General features: G+C 73.0%; 11 protein-coding genes. 6 read left to right on the forward strand and 5 right to left on the reverse strand.

Annotated elements, in window-relative coordinates; translation table 11 throughout:
* Positions 1 to 267 precede the first annotated feature (267 nt).
* The 3 genes from nifJ to MXD60_RS20740 all read left to right on the forward strand — a co-directional run bounded on the left by nifJ (position 268) and on the right by MXD60_RS20740 (position 6,606).
* A complete protein-coding gene (gene nifJ / locus MXD60_RS20730; RefSeq protein ID WP_248820997.1) occupies positions 268 to 3,810 on the forward strand; it encodes a pyruvate:ferredoxin (flavodoxin) oxidoreductase in 3,543 nt (1,180 codons plus the stop codon).
* 272 nt (positions 3,811 to 4,082) lie between these two features.
* Positions 4,083 to 4,664 carry a heme-binding beta-barrel domain-containing protein gene (locus tag MXD60_RS20735; RefSeq protein WP_248820998.1) on the forward strand — a complete coding sequence of 194 codons (582 nt, stop codon included), beginning with the start codon at positions 4,083 to 4,085 and terminating at the stop codon, positions 4,662 to 4,664.
* A 181-nt stretch (positions 4,665 to 4,845) separates the two neighbouring features.
* On the forward strand, positions 4,846 to 6,606 hold the full coding sequence (locus MXD60_RS20740) for a hypothetical protein (RefSeq protein WP_248820999.1): 1,761 nt from the start codon (positions 4,846 to 4,848) through the stop codon (positions 6,604 to 6,606).
* Between the two features lie 52 nt (positions 6,607 to 6,658).
* On the opposite strand, the gene MXD60_RS20745 is transcribed toward MXD60_RS20740, so the two are convergent.
* Positions 6,659 to 8,461 (reverse strand): serine/threonine-protein kinase, encoded by a 1,803-nt coding sequence (locus MXD60_RS20745; RefSeq protein ID WP_248821000.1) that lies wholly within the window; start codon positions 8,459 to 8,461, stop codon positions 6,659 to 6,661.
* A 246-nt stretch (positions 8,462 to 8,707) separates the two neighbouring features.
* Between MXD60_RS20745 and hisC the strand changes: the two genes are divergently transcribed.
* The gene (gene hisC, locus MXD60_RS20750; RefSeq protein ID WP_248821001.1) at positions 8,708 to 9,802 is read left to right on the forward strand and encodes a histidinol-phosphate transaminase; all 1,095 of its coding nucleotides are present in this window, start codon (positions 8,708 to 8,710) and stop codon (positions 9,800 to 9,802) included.
* Positions 9,803 to 9,823: 21 nt separating this feature from the next.
* Here the strand turns inward: hisC and MXD60_RS20755 are convergent, their stop codons facing one another.
* The 3 genes from MXD60_RS20755 to nhaA all read right to left on the reverse strand — a co-directional run bounded on the left by MXD60_RS20755 (position 9,824) and on the right by nhaA (position 12,618).
* Positions 9,824 to 10,660: an SDR family NAD(P)-dependent oxidoreductase gene (locus tag MXD60_RS20755; protein ID WP_248821002.1), complete on the reverse strand. Its 837-nt coding sequence runs from the start codon at positions 10,658 to 10,660 to the stop codon at positions 9,824 to 9,826.
* A gap of 195 nt (positions 10,661 to 10,855) precedes the next feature.
* Positions 10,856 to 11,275, reverse strand: a complete 420-nt coding sequence (locus tag MXD60_RS20760; protein WP_248821003.1) for an ArsR/SmtB family transcription factor — start codon at positions 11,273 to 11,275, stop codon at positions 10,856 to 10,858.
* Positions 11,276 to 11,313: 38 nt separating this feature from the next.
* Positions 11,314 to 12,618, reverse strand: coding sequence for a Na+/H+ antiporter NhaA (gene nhaA, locus MXD60_RS20765; RefSeq protein ID WP_248821004.1), 1,305 nt, complete (start codon positions 12,616 to 12,618; stop codon positions 11,314 to 11,316).
* 500 nt (positions 12,619 to 13,118) lie between these two features.
* Here nhaA and MXD60_RS20770 point away from each other — a divergent pair, with 500 nt between their 5' ends.
* The gene (locus MXD60_RS20770; protein WP_248821005.1) at positions 13,119 to 13,508 is read left to right on the forward strand and encodes a peptidylprolyl isomerase; all 390 of its coding nucleotides are present in this window, start codon (positions 13,119 to 13,121) and stop codon (positions 13,506 to 13,508) included.
* 230 nt (positions 13,509 to 13,738) lie between these two features.
* Here the strand turns inward: MXD60_RS20770 and MXD60_RS20775 are convergent, their stop codons facing one another.
* On the reverse strand, positions 13,739 to 14,935 hold the full coding sequence (locus tag MXD60_RS20775; protein ID WP_248821006.1) for a cytochrome P450: 1,197 nt from the start codon (positions 14,933 to 14,935) through the stop codon (positions 13,739 to 13,741).
* 174 nt (positions 14,936 to 15,109) lie between these two features.
* On the opposite strand from MXD60_RS20775, the gene MXD60_RS20780 reads away from it, so the two are divergent.
* Positions 15,110 to 16,258 carry a cation diffusion facilitator family transporter gene (locus MXD60_RS20780; RefSeq protein WP_248821007.1) on the forward strand — a complete coding sequence of 383 codons (1,149 nt, stop codon included), beginning with the start codon at positions 15,110 to 15,112 and terminating at the stop codon, positions 16,256 to 16,258.
* The last annotated feature ends 67 nt before the right edge of the window (positions 16,259 to 16,325 follow it).

Genomic DNA, 16,325 nt, shown 5'->3' on the forward strand with positions numbered 1-16,325 from the left:
GGGCGGGGCGACGGCGGCGGGGCGGGGCGACGGCGGCGGGGCGGGGCGACGGCGGCGGCGGCGGGGCGGGGCGGCGGCGCGAGCGACGGCGGCGGCGTGTGGCTGCGGTCGTCGTCACAAATGGCTGAGCTGTGGCGATGGGGGCGCTACCCGACGGCGAGAGGCTCGGAGTACCCGCGATCAGCAAGATATATCGGTACATTCCGGCCCCCGACGAGGGACGGAAGTCCTGCCCTATCGGCGCTTCGGCGGCCGACGCTGGACAGCATGGGTCAGAAGACGATCGATGGAAATGAGGCCGCCACGTCGGTGGCCTTCCGGGCGAGCGAGGTGATCGCGATCTACCCCATCACGCCGGCCTCGGCGATGGGGGAGCTCGCCGACGCCTGGGCGGCGAAGGGACGCACGAACCTCTGGGGCGCGGTGCCGGACGTCGTCCAGCTCCAGAGCGAGGGCGGCGCCGCCGGAGCGGTGCACGGCGCACTGCAGGCCGGCGCCCTGTCGACGACGTTCACCGCCTCGCAGGGCCTGCTGCTGATGTTGCCGAACATGTTCAAGATCGCCGGTGAGCTGACGCCGACGGTCCTGCACGTCGCCGCGCGTACGATCGCGACGCACGCGCTGTCCATCTTCGGTGACCACAGCGACGTGATGGCCGCCCGATCCACCGGTTTCGCCATGCTGTCCTCCGCCTCCCCGCAGGAGGCCCACGACCTCGCCGCGGTCGCCCACGCGGCCACGCTGGAATCCCGCGTCCCGTTCCTGCACTTCTTCGACGGCTTCCGCACCTCGCACGAGTTCAACGAAGTCACCGAGATCGACGACGCGACGCTGCGTGACCTGTTCGCCGACGAGCTCGTCGAGGCGCACCGCGCCCGCGCGCTGTCCCCGGACCACCCCGTCATCCGCGGCACCACGCAGGACCCCGACACCTTCTTCCAGGCCCGCGAGGCCGCGAACGCCTACTACGACGCGCTGCCCGCCATCGTGGCGCGGGCGATGGAGCGCCTCGGCGCGGCCACCGGCCGGCACTACCGGATCTTCGAGTACCACGGCCACCCGGAGGCCGAGCGGGTCATCGTCATCATGGGCTCGGGCCGCTCCGCGGTGCGCGACGCCGTCGACCAGCTCGTCGCCCGCGGCGAGAAGGTCGGCTACGTCCAGGTCCGGCTCTACCGGCCGTTCGACACCGACGCGTTCCTCTCCGTCCTGCCCGCGACCGTGCAGGCGATCGCCGTCCTCGACCGCACGAAGGAGCCCGGCGCCGCCGGCGAGCCGCTGCGCCTCGACGTCCTCGCCGCCCTCGCCGAGCAGGCCGACGTCGTCGAGGGCCGGCGCAACATGCCCCGCGTCATCGGCGCCCGCTACGGCCTGGCGTCGAAGGAGTTCACCCCGGCGATGGCCGCGGCGGTCCTCGCCGAGCTGGTGGGCCCGAAGCCGCGCCGGCAGGTCACCGTCGGCATCGCCGACGACCTCACGAACCTGTCGCTCACCGTCGACGACGCCGGCTTCCCCGAGGCCGACGACGTGCGCCGCGCAGTGTTCTACGGCCTCGGCAGCGACGGCACCGTCGGTTCGACGCGGGCCACCGCCGGCATCGCCTCCGACCACACCCCGCTGCACGCCCAGGCCTACTTCGTGTTCGACTCGAAGAAGTCGGGCTCGATGACGGTCTCGCACCTGCGGCTGTCCCCGCGCCCGGTGGACGCCCCGTGGCTCATCCGCGACGCCGACTACGTCGGCTGCCACCAGTTCTCCCTGCTCGACCGGGTCGACGTCCTCGCCGTCGCCGCCGAGGGCGCCACCGTCCTGATCAACAGCCCGTACTCGGCGGACGAGGTCTGGGAGCACCTGCCGGCGAACGCGCAGCGCCACCTGCTGGCGCGCCGGGCCCGGCTGTTCGTCGTCGACGCCGACCGGGTCTCCCGCGACGCCGGCCTCGCCGGCATCGTCAGCCCCGTCCTGCAGACCTGCTACGTGAGCCTGTCCGGGCTGCTGCCGGCGGACCGTGCCGTGGCCGCCGTGAAGGACGCGATCCGTGTCGCCCAGGGCAAGCGCGGCGAGAAGGTGCTGGCCCGCAACTACGCCGCCGTCGACGCCTCCCTCGGCGCGCTCGCCGAGGTCGACCTGCGCGGGCGCTCGGTCGGCACGCGGGCGGGCAGGCCGCTGGCCGCGGACGCGCCGGTGTTCGTCAAGGAGGTCACCGCGCGGATCATGGCCGGCGAGGGGGAGCTGCTGCCCGTCAGCGCGCTGCCCGTCGACGGCACCTTCCCCGTCGGCACGGCCCGGTACGAGAAGCGCGGCATCGCCCGCGAGCTGCCCGTCTGGGACGCCGACCTGTGCATCAACTGCGGCAGGTGCACCCTGGTCTGCCCGCATGCCGCGATCCGGATGACCGCGTTCGACCCGGCGCTGCTCGCCGACGCCCCGGCCACCTTCAAGTCCCGTGAGCCGCGGGAGAAGGACCTCGCCGGGCTGCGGGTGACCATCCAGGTCGCCCCGGACGACTGCACCGGCTGCACCCTGTGCGCCAAGGTCTGCCCCGCGACGGACAAGAACAACAAGGAGCACAAGGCGCTCGACATGGTCGACGCCGCGCCGCGGATGGAGGAGGAGCGGGCCGGCTGGGCGTTCCACGAGACGCTGCCGGCGATCGACCCGACGCTCGTCGCCGCCACCGACGTCCGCGGCTCCCAGCTGCGCCGGCCGCTGTTCGAGTTCTCCGGCGCCTGCTCCGGCTGCGGCGAGTCGCCGTACCTGAAGCTGCTCAGCCAGCTCTTCGGCGACCGGATCCTCGTCGCGAACGCCACCGGCTGCTCGTCGATCTTCGGCGGTAACCTGCCGACGACCCCGTGGACCGCCGACGCCGACGGTCGCGGCCCGGCCTGGGCGAACTCGCTGTTCGAGGACAACGCCGAGTTCGGTCTCGGCATGCGCCTCGCCCTGGACAGCCAGCAGAACGAGGCCCGCCGCCTGCTGCGCGAGGCCGCGCCGCTCGTCGGCGACAGCCTCGTCGACGAGCTGCTCGGCGCCGACCAGAGCGACGACGCCGGCATCGCCGCGCAGCGCGCCCGGGTCGCGGAGCTGCGCCGGCGCCTCGCCGTCGCCCCCGAGCACAACCGGCGCCTGGACCCCCTCGTCGACAACCTCGTCGAGAAGGCCGTGTGGATCGTCGGCGGTGACGGCTGGGCCTACGACATCGGCTTCGGCGGGCTCGACCACGTCCTCGCGTCCGGTCGCAACGTCAACATCCTGGTGCTGGACACCGAGGTGTACTCGAACACCGGCGGCCAGGCGTCGAAGTCCACCCCGCGCGGCGCCGTCGCGAAGTTCGCCGGCGGCGGCAAGCGGACCCGCAAGAAGGACCTCGGCCTCATCGCCGCCGCCTACGGCGACGTCTACGTCGCCCAGGTCGCCCTCGGTTCCAACGACCGGCACACGGTGCGCGCCTTCCACGAGGCGGCGAGCTGGAACGGCCCGTCGCTGATCGTCGCCTACAGCCACTGCATCGCCCACGGCATCGACATGACCGACGGCCTGGACCACCAGAAGGCCGCGGTGAAGTCCGGCTACTGGCCGCTGTACCGGGTCGACCCGCGCGAACAGACCCCGTTCTCGCTGGACTCGCGCAAGCCGTCGATGCCGTTCTCCGAGTTCGCCGCGACCGAGACCCGCTTCACCCGTCTCGGCGCGGTTGCCCCCGACGCGGTCACCGAGCTTGAGGAGCTCGCGCAGCGCGACATCACCGAGCGCTGGGCGACCTACGAGCACGAGGCCGCGGCGCCCCGAACGCCCGCCACGCCGGCCTGACCCAGCCGCGTGGCGGGGCGCACCGGTGACCGGCGGGACCTGCCCGCGGCGCCGGTGCGCGGCTGCGACCGGCGGGCCGGCGCCGGCGGCGGGACGGCACGCGTCGCCCTGCGGCGCGGGGCGTCCCGCGGCACGGACGCCGGCCCGCCGGCACGTGATGTGACCTTCGTTCCGTTCCTCGCACCTTTCGGTGCTGACCATCGTCAGACGACCGCCGTTGCTGTTGGGTGTCGTCGCAGGAGTTTGTCCGTCACTGCAAGGAGGATCCGGCGTTGACCGAGAAGGTTGGTTCCGAGTGGGGCCCGCTCGCGGCCCTGGCCGGCGAGTGGGAAGGCGCCCAGGGCGTCGACATCGCCTTCGGTAACGTCGAAGGCTCGATGATCACCACTCCCTACCGGGAGAAGGTCAGCCTCAAGCCGTTCGGGCCCGTCGACAACGGCTCCCAGCACCTGTGGGGCCTGGACTACCGGATGGCCGCCTGGCGCACCGAGGTCAAGGAGGAGAACCCGTTCCACACCGAGGTCGGCTACTGGCTGTGGGACCCTGAGCTCGGGCACGTGATGCGCTCGTTCATGGTGCCCCGCGGGCAGACCCTCATCGCCGGCGGCGAGACCACGGTCGACGCGACCAGCTACACCATGCGCGCCGAGCTGGGCTCCACCACCTACGGCATCCTGTCCAACCCCTACCTGGCCAAGGCGGCGAACACCACCCTGTACGAGGTGGCGATCACCGTCTACCCCGATGGCAGCTGGGGCTACGACGAGAAGACCGTCATCACCCACGGCCGCGTCCCGGCCGAGCCGGTCATCCATACCGACCGCAACATCCTGCGCCGGGTAGCCGACGCCTGACCCACCCGGCCACTCCCGCGACGCCCCGGCCGCCCGACCCATGGTGACCGGGGCGTCGCCGCGTCCCGGCCCCCGGCGCCTGGGGGGTGCGGTGACCGGAGGTGCGGTGACCGGAGGTGCGGTGGTGGGCTGCCGGCTGGCCTTGGGCCGGGCCGAGGGGCCGGCCGTGGGATCATGCGGTGTGCCAACCGATGTGGTCGGGTCCGGTGGGCGGCAGGACAGCCTGCGGGCTGGGCTGGCGTTGTTCGAGCGGATGTGGCGGGCCGGCGTCCCGGACCCGCCGCGCTGGGTCCATCCGATGCCCGAGGCCGGCCTGCTGGCCTGGCTGCGGCGGCTGCTCGGTGACCGGCTCCACACCGAGGACGGGGAACGTGCGCTCGCCGGCTGGCTCGGCGCCGACCTGTTCGGGCTGCGACGGCTGCCCCCGGCCCCGGGGTTCGTCGGCGGCATGGAGTTCGCGCGGCTGCGGCCGGAGCACGTCGGTCCGCTGCTGCGCCGCATCAGCCTCACCCGGCCGGCGCCGAGCCCCGAGGAGCTGACGGCGACGGCCCTGGACGCCGAGCACGCCACGGTTTTCCGCGCCCGCCGTGCGCCCGGGGACCGCGGGTGGGGGCAACCCGCGGGTGCCGGGGCGCCGACGCTGGGGGAGACGGTCGAGATCCCCTTCGTCGTCCACGGCATCTGGTTGGGCCAGCCGATGCCGGTGGTCACGGCGTTTCGCGAGCACTACGCCGCGGCGGCCCGCCGTTTCCCCGAGGCGACCGTCGTGCTGTGGACGGACATCCCGCGCGCCCGCGCCGCCGCCGTGCTCGCCGAGCTGGAACCGCGGTCGCGCCCGGCCCCGCCGCCCGCCGAGGGCCCGGCGGATGACCGGCTGGCCGATGTGCGCCCGCTGGTCACCTGGGCGCGGGACAGCGGGGTGGCGCTGGTCAACGTGCACGAGGTGTTCCACGCCGGCCATCCGCTGTACCTGCACCCGCAGTACGTGCTGGAGATGGCCAAGCAGCGTCCGCGCGGCTACACCAGCGCCACCGACCACCTGCGGGTCGAGCTCGTGCACACCTTCGGCGGCCTCTACATCGACGGTGACATCCGCTTCGACGCGGGGCCGCCGGGCGGCGCGGAGCCGGCGTCGCTGCCGGGACTGTTCGCGGCTGTCGCCGCGGCGCCGGTGGCGTGCACCCTCAACGTCCTGCCGGCCGGTGTCAGCAACGACCTGATCCTCGGCCCGGCGCGCCATCCGCTGCTGCGGCTGTGGATGGAGTGCGCGCGACTGAACTACTCCCAGCCGCAGCGGGAGATCGCCGGTGGCCTCGAGGTGATGGCCCGGCCCTACGTCGGTCATTCCCACCAGGGCCTTCGCCATCTCGCCCCGCACCGCACCGGGCGGGTCCACCACGCCGCCCTGGAGCTGACGGGCGTCACCCGCGACGATCTGGTGCCCACGGCCGGCGCCGTCGTGCCCGCCAACGAGGTCACCTGGGTGCCGAAGGGCCGCGACCGCGCCGACATCCGCCTGACCGGGGACAGTTTCCTGCCGCGGATGCCCGGCGCCGACCGCGACGAGGTGCTGGAACGGACGATGGGGCTGGCGACGTTCCTGATCTGGCAGCTGGTGGCCCGGGAGGGCAACCTCTACCTGTCCGCGGTGGAGCCCGTCGTCGCGGCCCTGCCGGACCCGGACGCGGTGTGGACGGCGCTGCTGCGGCTGCTCGCCGCCCTCGAACCGGTGCGGGCCGCGGTCACCTCGATCACCGCCCAGCGCCTCGGCGAGGGCGGCGCCCCCGAGCACCTGTGGCTGCCGCCGCAGGCCGCGGCGCTGATCGACGACACGTCCGTCGCCGTCTCGTGGTTCGGCCGCGACCCGGCCGAGCCCGACCGTCCCGTCTGGCTGCTCGACGAGGTCGTCGCCCCCGCCGCGCTGCGCCGGCCGGGAGCCTGATCTCGCGCGGTGCCGTGACCTGGGCCGGGCCGCGGGGCGCCGACGGTGCCCACTACCACCGTCGCCGGTGGTCGCCGAACGACGGAGGTGGCGGGAAGGGTGGACCTGGCAGCGGGGGAAGGTGCGGGATCGCGCTGAGCGCGGCGGTCACCTCCTGGGTGGGGCTGCCGTCCAGGAGCGACATATCCATGATCATGTCGCAGCCCAGGGCGAAGTTGTGCCAGAGACAGCGGTGGCGCCCGCGTGGGCGTCGCCGGGCGCGGCGGCCTCGCACGGCCCAGCTCATCCCCGGTACGGCGGGCCAGACGGCGAGGATCTCGCGGCGGCCCACCGCGACGACCTCGGCGCGGGCGATGTGCCGCCAGCCGAGGTCGATCTGGTTGCCGTCGACCTCCGCGCGCAGGCCGAGCGGGCCGACGGTCAGGGTCGGGCGGCGCAGCGCGTACCGCAGGCGCCACCACCCGGCGGGCAGCGCGAGAAGGCCGGCGACGAGGAACAGGGAGCAGCCGATGATCCGGTCCATCGCGCTCGTGTCGCCGGCTGGACTGTCCGCGAGATCGCGCAGCGCCCCGGCGAGCGCCACGGCCGACGAGACCGTCAGGACAGTGCCGCCGACGGCCAGTACCAGGCCGACCGCGAGGCACATCCGCCAACGGCCGGAGAACACCGTCGCCACCGGATAGGGCCGCTGGGGTCCACCCCGGGGACCGCTGGCCTGCGGGTCCTCGGGCTGGGACAGCGGCGTTCGGGACGGGTCGGACCGCGGGCCGGGGGACGGCGGCGGGGTACCGGGCGGACCGGTGACGGGCGATCCCGAGAGCCGGCCGGGCGGGGTCGGCGTGGGCGGGGCCGGGGCGGGCGGGAACGGGGTGGGCGGGAACGGCGTCGGTTGCGGCGGGGCCGGTCGGGACGGGCTGGCCGCGGGATGCGGTGGTAGCCGGGTCGGGGGCAGCACGGCTGTCGGCCGCGGGGCGTGGAGGCGGCCGTTGACCTCGGCGGCGCGCAGGTCGAGCAGGCGGGTGACGGCCTGCGGCCAGCTGGGGCCGGCGACCTGAACGCCGCCGGCGAACCAGCCGAGCAGCGCCGCCGGCTCGGGGCGCTCGTCCGGATCCTTGGCCAGGCAGGAGCGCAGCGTGCCGTGCAGGTCCGCCGGCACGCCGGCCAGATCCGGTTCGCCGTGCACGACCCGGTACAGCACGGCGGCGGGGGTGCCGCGGCCGAACGGGCCGCGGCCGGTCGCGGCGAAGACCAGCACGGCTCCGACCGCGAACACGTCGCTGGCCGGGCCGGCCTCCGCGCCGTTGGCCTGCTCCGGCGACATGTACGCGGCGGTCCCGACGATGTCACCGGAGCGGGTGAGCTCGGTGTGGTCGGCCGCGCGGGCGATGCCGAAGTCGATCAGGCGCGGGCCGTCCGTGGCGAGCAGGACGTTGCTCGGCTTGAGGTCACGGTGCACCAGGCCCACCCGGTGCACGGCGACGAGTGCCTCGAGGATGCCGGCGCCGAGGCGGCGAAGGACCTCGGGGGCGAACGGGCCGGCCTGCGCGACCGCCTCGTGCAGGGACGGCCCGGGGACGTACTGGGTGGCCAGCCACGGGGTCGTCGCGTCCGGGTCGGCGTCCACGACCGGGGCGGTGAACGCGCCGCTGACCATGCGCGCGGCGGTGACCTCCCGACGAAACCGGTCCCGGAAGACGCCGTCACCGGCGAGCTCGGGGCGGATCAGCTTGACCGCCGTCAGGCGCCCCGACGGGGAGTGGGCGAGGAACACCCGCCCCATCCCGCCTTCACCGAGGCGGGCCCGCAGCGTGTAGGGGCCGACCGTGGTCGGGTCGCCCGCCTCAAGGTCCTGCATGCTCGGCCTGCGGAGTCGCAGTGATCATGATGCTCCGGTGTGCCTGGGAGTGACCCGTCGGGTGAACCATGGCGAAGCGCGTGTGGCCTTGGAAACTAGTACAGAACCAGCGGGACCGGCGACCATGGGTGCTCGCTCCGCTGCGGGCCGATATCCGCGGGGCCGCCGGCCTGCCGGGCAGGCGTGGTAGCGTCCGGCGCCGCCAACAGCCGCGAGAGGGACATTTTGGATGAACGAGGGCTCCACATGAACGAGATCGTCGACCTGGTCCGACCCGAGATCTACGCGATGAAGCCGTACAGCTCGGCGCGGACCGAGGGAAAGGCCGACGCCCGGATCTATCTCGATGCGAACGAGAACCCCTACCCGCCCTACCCGGGGACGGACGACCTCGTCGGCTACAACCGCTACCCTGAGCCCCAGCCGCGCGCCCTGCTCGACCGGTTCGCCGAGGTCTACGGCGTGCCCCGCGCGCGGCTGTTCCTCTCCCGCGGCGCGGACGAGGCGATCGACCTGCTGGTGCGCGCGTTCTGCCGGGCCCGCGAGGACGCCATCCTCATCACCCCGCCGACGTTCGTCATGTACGAGACCGCAGCGTGCATCCAGGACGTGGCCGTGCACCAGGCGCCACTCGGGCGGACAGCGGAGAGCTTCGAGCTCGACGTCGAGGCCGTCGTGGCCGCCCAGGCGGCGAACCCGGGCACCAAACTGGTGTTCGCCTGCTCGCCGAACAACCCCACCGGCAACCTGCTGCGCCGCGCGGACGTGCTGCGCCTCGCGGACGAGCTGCTCGGCCGGGCGCTGCTCGTCGTCGACGAGCTGTACCTGGAGTACTCCGGGCAGCCCTCGCTCGCCGTCGAGATCGACGCGCATCCGAACCTGGTGGTGGTGCGCTCGGTGTCGAAGGAGTTCAGCCTCGCCGGCGAACGGGTCGGTATCACCCTCGCTCACCCGGAGGTCGTCGCGGTGCTCGGGCGGATCATGGCGCCCTACTCGCTGTCGGTGTCGGCCATCCGTGCGGTGACCGCGGCGATGTCGCCGCAGGGGGTCGAGTACGGCCGGGCGAACATCGCCCGGATCGTCGCGGAGCGCGACCGGGTCCGCCGCCAGCTCGCCGCCTCCCCGGCCGTCACGCGCGTCTTCCCCAGCGACGCGAACTTCCTGCTCGTCCAGACCGCCGACGGCCCCGGCCTGACCGCGCTGATGGCGGCGCACGGGATCAAGATCCGGGATCGCGGCGGCGTCCTCGCGGGCGCCGTGCGGATCTCGATCGGCACCCCCGCGGAGAACGACGAGATGCTCAAGGTCCTCGCCGGGTACGAGCGGCAGTCCGCGACGTAGCCCGGGGCCGGGGCGGGCCGCTCAGCGGGCGGAGCGCCGCATGGCCTGGCCGATCAGCCACGGGTAGGCCCGCGGGAGCAGGCGCACGGCCACGTCGGCGACCCGCGCGTCGCCGCCGACGAGGATGCGCGGCCGGTTGGCCTCCACGCCGCGCAGGATGATGTCGGCCGCCCGCTGCGGGGACAGCCGCAGCGCCTGCTCGTTGAAGGCGCGGACCTGCTCGCGGTACTCCGGGGTGACGTCCTGCCCGATGCGTTGGGCCTCGGCGAGCGTCGCCGTGGCGATGTTGGTCTTCACCCCGCCCGGATGCACGACGCAGACCCGCACCGGGTGGCCGGCCGCGACCATCTCCATCCGCAGGGCCTCGGTGAAGCCGCGCACGCCGAACTTCGACGTCGAGTAGGCGCCGAGCTCGGCCTGGGCCATCAGGCCGTTGAGGCTGCTGATGTTGACGAGGTGGCCGGCGCCGGAGTCGATCAGGTGCGGCAGGAACGCCTTGGTCGCGTGCAGCACCCCCCACAGGTTCACCGACAGGACCCGTTCGAACACGGCCCACTCGGCGTCGAGGAAGCTCACCCCGGTGCCGGCGATCCCCGCGTTGTTGTAGAGCTGGTGCACGGTGCCGAAGTGGGCCGCGACGTCGGTCGCGTACGTCGCGACGGCCGCGCGGTCGCCGACGTCCACCTCTCGGGTGTGCACCTCGGCGCCGACGGCGACGGCTCGGCGGGCGGTCTCGGCGAGGCCGGCGGGGTCGATGTCGGCGAGCGCGAGGCGCGCGCCACGCCTGGCGAGGCCGAGCGCGAGGGCGCGCCCGATGCCCGACCCGGCGCCGGTGACGACGGCGACCTTGGCGCGCACGGTGGTGACGATGGCTGCCCTCCGGTGGCCTTGGCCCTGCTGTGAGTACGTGTCGTCCTGGATGGACCGCCGGACATCCGTCGCTCTGCCGTGCGACCGCCGTGCTTCTCGCAGCGGGGTCACCGAGACGGGCCGGATGACAGCGGCCGGCTGGGAACAGTCGGCGTCCCGCCCCGGCCGGTCCCGGGCACGTGATCAACCTTGGGCGGTCGCCTGACCCGGACCGCCGAACAGGGCGCCGAGGGCGGCCAGGGCGCCGGGCACCGGCCGGTAGTACGCCCAGACACCGCGTTTGTCGCGGCTGATCAGGCCGGCCTCGACGAGGACCTTCAAGTGATGGCTGACGGTCGGCTGGGTCAGCCCGAGCGGCTCGGTGAGTTCGCAGACGCAGGCCTCGCCGCCGCCGCGGGCGCAGATCATCGACAGCAGCCGCAGCCGGGCGGGCACGGCGATGGCCTTGAGGACGACGGCGAGCCGTTCGGCCTCACCGGCGGACAGCGGCGCCGCGGCCAGCGGGGTGCAGCACGCCGTGAGCGCGCCGGCCAGGTCGGCGCCGGCCCCGTCCGACCGGTCGGACGGGGCCGCGACGGAAACGGGCATCGAGGTCGTCGCCATGGTTCCAGCATGCCACGGGGAATCGACCACGATCGATGTCAGTCCTGGTCCTCGTAGACGTCGGGGATGCCGTCGTGGTTGCGGTCGACGGCCTCCGCCTCCTGTATCCGGCGGTAGGCGCGGTTGCGCAGCCGCAGACCGAGGCCGGCCAGCAGCGCGGCGATCACCGAACCGGTCAGGACGGCGATCTTGACGTGGCCGTCGCGGGTGCTGCCGGCACCGAAGGCCAGTTCGCCGATGAGCAGGGAGACGGTGAAACCGATCCCGCCCAGCGTGCCCAGTCCGAGGACGTCGACCCAGACCAGCCCCTCGGCCAGGGTGGCGCGGGTGAACCGGGCCAGTAGCCAGGTGGAGGCCATGATCCCCAGCGGCTTGCCGATGACGAGACCGAGCATGATGCCGATCGCGACGCGGTCGGTGAGGGCGTCGGTCAGGCCGTCCAGCCCGCCGACGGTCACTCCGGCGGAGAAGAACGCGAACACCGGCACCGCGACGCCGGCCGAGATCGGCCGCCACCGGTGCTCGAAGTGCTCCGTCAGCCCCGGTCCCGCCTCCGGCCCGCCGGCGCCGTCGCTGCGCAGCACCGGCACCGCGAAGCCCAGCAGCACCCCGGCGACGGTGGCGTGCACGCCGGAGGCGTGCACCAGCGCCCAGGTGGCGACCGCCAGCGGCAGCAGCAGCCACCACGACCGCACCCGGCGCTGCACCAGCAGCGTGAACACCGCCAGCGGCACCAGCGCGCCCAGCAGCGGGCCGGGTGAGAGATGGTCGGTGTAGACGACGGCGATGAGGACGATCGCGAGCAGGTCGTCGACGACGGCGAGGGTGAGCAGGAACGTCCGCATCGCGGTGGGCAGGTGCCGGCCGATGACCGCCAGCACGGCCACCGCGAACGCGATGTCGGTGGCCGTCGGGATCGCCCAGCCGTGCGCGCCGTCGCCGCCGAGGTTGACCAGCGTGTACAGCACGGCCGGGACGACGACCCCGCCGACGGCGGCGAGGACCGGGACGGCGGCGCGGCGCGGGTCGCGCAGGTCCCCGGCGACGAACTCGCGTTTGAGTTCCAGCCCGGCGACGAAGAAGAAGATCGCGAGCAGGCCGTCGGCGGCCCACTGGGCGAGGGTGAGGTCGAGGTGCGCCCACGAGGGGCCGAGCTGGTACGAAAGCAGCGACTGGTAGGAGCCTGACCACGGCGAGTTCGCCCACCCGAGCGCCAGCACCGCGGCGGCGAGCAGCAGCGCGCCCCCGGTTGTCTCCCGGCGCAGGATCGCGACGATCCGCTGCGTCTCGGGCCACGATCTACGTTCGAACAGCCTGAACCGGCGAGGCGGAGAGTTCGTCACGTCGGTGCTCCTCACCGGAGGTTCGGGTCACCCGCTGCCGACCAGACTTCCCGGCGCACCAGCCACACCGTAGCCGAGTGCCACCGGCCTCGCCGCCGGCACCCCCGGCCGCCGTACCGCCACGGCGCCAGCGTGTGCCCGCGTCCGTCCGCGGAGAAGTCGCGCGCATGAGGGTCGCGGCGGCCACCGCCGACCGGGTGCGGTTCCTGCGCGACGGCCGGCTCGTCGACCGGCTGGACCGGCCCTCGGCCCGCGAGGTGGCCCCGGACACCGCCGATCCGCCTCACCGGCGCCCGGGAGTAGCGCACTGCCCACGTTTTCCGGTGATTCTCCGGTCATCCGCCGGGGCGCGCGAAAATGTTGGCAGAATCATCAAATAAGTCGCGAACGAGCGGCTGGACTTGTGGCTCGCGGTAAGCCCGATATTCTTTTTCACGGCCTTGGTTTTTCTGTTCTTCCAACCGTGGAGGAGAAAAGTGCGGACATTGATGAGGGCGCGCGTGGCCGTGGTCGCGGTGTCGAGCGCGGCGACCATTTTCGGCGTGCTGGGACCAGCCGCTTCGAGTGCCTGGGCGTCCGATGACGGAAGCACGGCCAAGCAGGCCCAGAGCTGGGGTGGAGACGACTGGGGCAAGGACAGTTGGGGCAAGGACAAGTGGGGCAAGGACGACTGGGGCAAGAACAACTGGTCCAACGCTGACTGGGACAAGAGTAAATGGAGTAAGGACGACAAGGACAAGGACAAGGACTGGTTCGACGAGGACTGGTTCGACGACAAGGGCAAGGACGGCAAGGACAAGGACAAGGACAAGGACTGCCGGCGCAAGGATGACGGTCACCAGAATGGACACGGCAAGGATGAAGGAAAGGACGACGACTGGGACCTGTGACTGAGGTCCTCGGGCCGGTTGTTGCTCGGGGCTTTCGCTCGTCCAGGACTGTCACCGACGGTGCCGGTCGTCCGCGTGGACGGCCGGCATCCTCGGCGACGGGCCGCTGATCGGCCCCACCGGCTCGCGCGAGCAGCGCCGCCCAGCGCGGCTGTCACCCGCGCGCGGTCAGGGACAAATCGGGCGTGGAACCCGGTGGAAGCGTCAGGAAGCCCCGCTCCCACGCTGACTCACCAGGTGACGGGAAGTTCGACCGGCCCGTAGACGAGGTCCGCCGAGCGGAAGCGGATCTCCTCGAACGGCAGGGTGAGCGCGAGGCCGGGCAGGCGCCGCAGCAACGCGGGAATCGCCAGGCGCATCAGCATCCTGGCCAGCGGCGCGCCCAGGCAATGGTGCGCGCCGTGACCGAACGCGAGATGGCCGGAGCTCCCGCGGGTGATGTCGAAACGGTCCGGGTCGTCGAGGAGCGCCGGGTCGCGGTTCGCCGCCGGCAGAGACACGACCACCCGCTCGCCGGCCGGGAGATGCCGACCGGCGATCTCCACCTCCGTCGTCGCGGTGCGCGCCGCCGACACCGGCACGATCGTCGCCCACCGCAGCAGCTCCTCGACGGCCGGCACGACCACCGCCGGGTCGTCGCGCACCCGGGCGAGCTGGTCGGGATGGCGTAGCAGCGCCAGCGTGCCGAGCGCGAGCATGCTCGCCGTCGAGTCCTGCCCGGCGACCAGCAGCAGCGTGGCGATTCCGGACAGCTCGTCGGCGCCGAGCTCGTCGCCGTGCTCGCGCACCAGCATGCCGAGGATGTCCTCGCCGGGATCCGTCGTCGCCCGTTCGACCAGCGTCACCATGTACAGCCGGTTGTCGATCTGGGCGCGTACCCGCTCCTCGACGGACGCGGAGGAGTCGAACAGGCGGGCGCTGCGGGCCTGGAACTCGTGCCGGTCGGCATAGGGCACGCCGAGCAGCTCGCACAGCGCCAGTGCCGGCACCGGCGTCATGAACATCGAGATCAGCTCGGCGGGCCGGCCGGCGCGCTCCATCTCGGCCAGAGCCTCGTCGATGATCTGGACGAGCCGGGGCTCCAGCCGGCTCATCCGCCGCGTGGTGAACTCCGGCGTGAGCATCCGGCGCAGCCGGGTGTGCTCCGGGGGATCCTGGATGAGCAGGTTGCCGGCGCGTATCCAGCGCCGCTCCGCCTCGCTCAGCGGTCTGCCGGCCAGGACGGAGGCGTCCTGCTCGCTGCTGAACCGACGCGTGTCGGCGAGCACGAGCCGCGCGTCCGCGTAGCGGCTGACCAGATGCGCCGGGGCACCGTACGCCGTTTCGGCCGGGCTGACGCCGACGTCGTCGCGGATGCGGACGAGGTCGGCGGCCGGACCGAACCCGGCTCGCTGTAGTGGGAGGGGTACCGGACGTGTATCGGTCATCGCGGGACTCTCTCGCTGAGTGCTCCGAGTTACCGGACACCTCAAGAATAACGGCGACTGAAGCCGCCATACCCGAGATTTCCACTTTCTGTAAGGTCTCAAGCGCTAAAAGTGGATGGGTGATTTCCAGGGGACGTGTCCTTCGCCCGGTTTAACCGATGGTTGTCCGGGGCGATGTCCAGAGGTATGCCCGCCGACCCGGATGACGCGTCCAGCCCCAGCGGACCAGCCGCCGTGGCGGCCGCCGTCCCGCCCAGCCCGCCCCCCACGCCGGACCCGCGTTCGCCGTCACCTGCCTCGGATGAGCCGGTCGCCGATCCCGCCGACCTGCCGCCGGAGGCGCGCGAGGCGATCCCGTTGCAGCAGGACGGTGGCGCCGGGGAGAACGAGAGCGGCCTGACCGTGGCGATCGCGTTCGTCGCCAACCTGGTCATCGCGATCGCGAAGTCGGCGGCGGCGATGCTCACCGGCTCGGCCTCGATGGTCGCCGAGGCCGCTCACTCGTGGGCCGACACCGGCAACGAGGTGTTCCTGGTGATGGCGAACCGCCGGTCCCGGCGGCCCCCGGAACCGACCCATCCGCACGGCTTCGGCCGGGAGGCGTACGTCTGGTCGCTGTTCGCCGCGATGGGCCTGTTCGTTGCCGGCGGCGCGGTCTCCATCACCCACGGCGTCCAGGAACTGTTCGCCGAGGACCCCGGCGGCGACTACCTGATCGGCTACATCGTCCTCGCGGTGTCGTTCGTGCTGGAGGGCATCTCGTTCCTGCAGTCCGCGCGGCAGGCCCGGGGTGAGGCGGCGTCGATGAACCGCGACGTCATCGAGCACGTCCTGGAAACCTCGGACCCGACGCTGCGGGCCGTGTTCGCCGAGGACTCCGCCGCGCTCATCGGCGTCGCGATCGCCGCCCTGGGGCTCGCGCTGCACCAGATCACCGGCGAGGCCGTGTTCGACGCGCTCGGCTCGATCCTCGTCGGCGTCCTGCTCGGCGTCGTCGCCCTGGTCCTCATCGGCCGCAACCGCCGCTTCCTCGTCGGCCAGGAAGCCGACCCGCAGGTCCGCGAGGCGACGATCCGCGCCCTGCTCGCCCTGCCCGAAGTCGACCGCGTCACCAAGCTGCGCGTCGAGGTCGTCGGCCCCCGCATGGTCACCGTCGTCGGCGACATCGATCTCGTCGGCGACGAGATCGAACCCGACGTCGCCTTCCGTCTACGCGGCGTCGAGAGCAAGCTGACAGCCTCCCCGGCCGTCGTCCACGCCGTCCTGAGCCTCTCCGCCCCCGACGAAACGTCCATCGGCCCGGACGGCGCCCCGCTGACGTGATGCGGCGGGCGACGCGACGAGCTTGCCGGGCGGCACACAAGGGCGGACTTTCCCGCAACGGCGCACC

Source organism: Frankia sp. AgB32, assembly GCF_023243045.1.
In the GTDB taxonomy this organism is placed as follows: Bacteria; Actinomycetota; Actinomycetes; order Frankiales; family Frankiaceae; genus Frankia.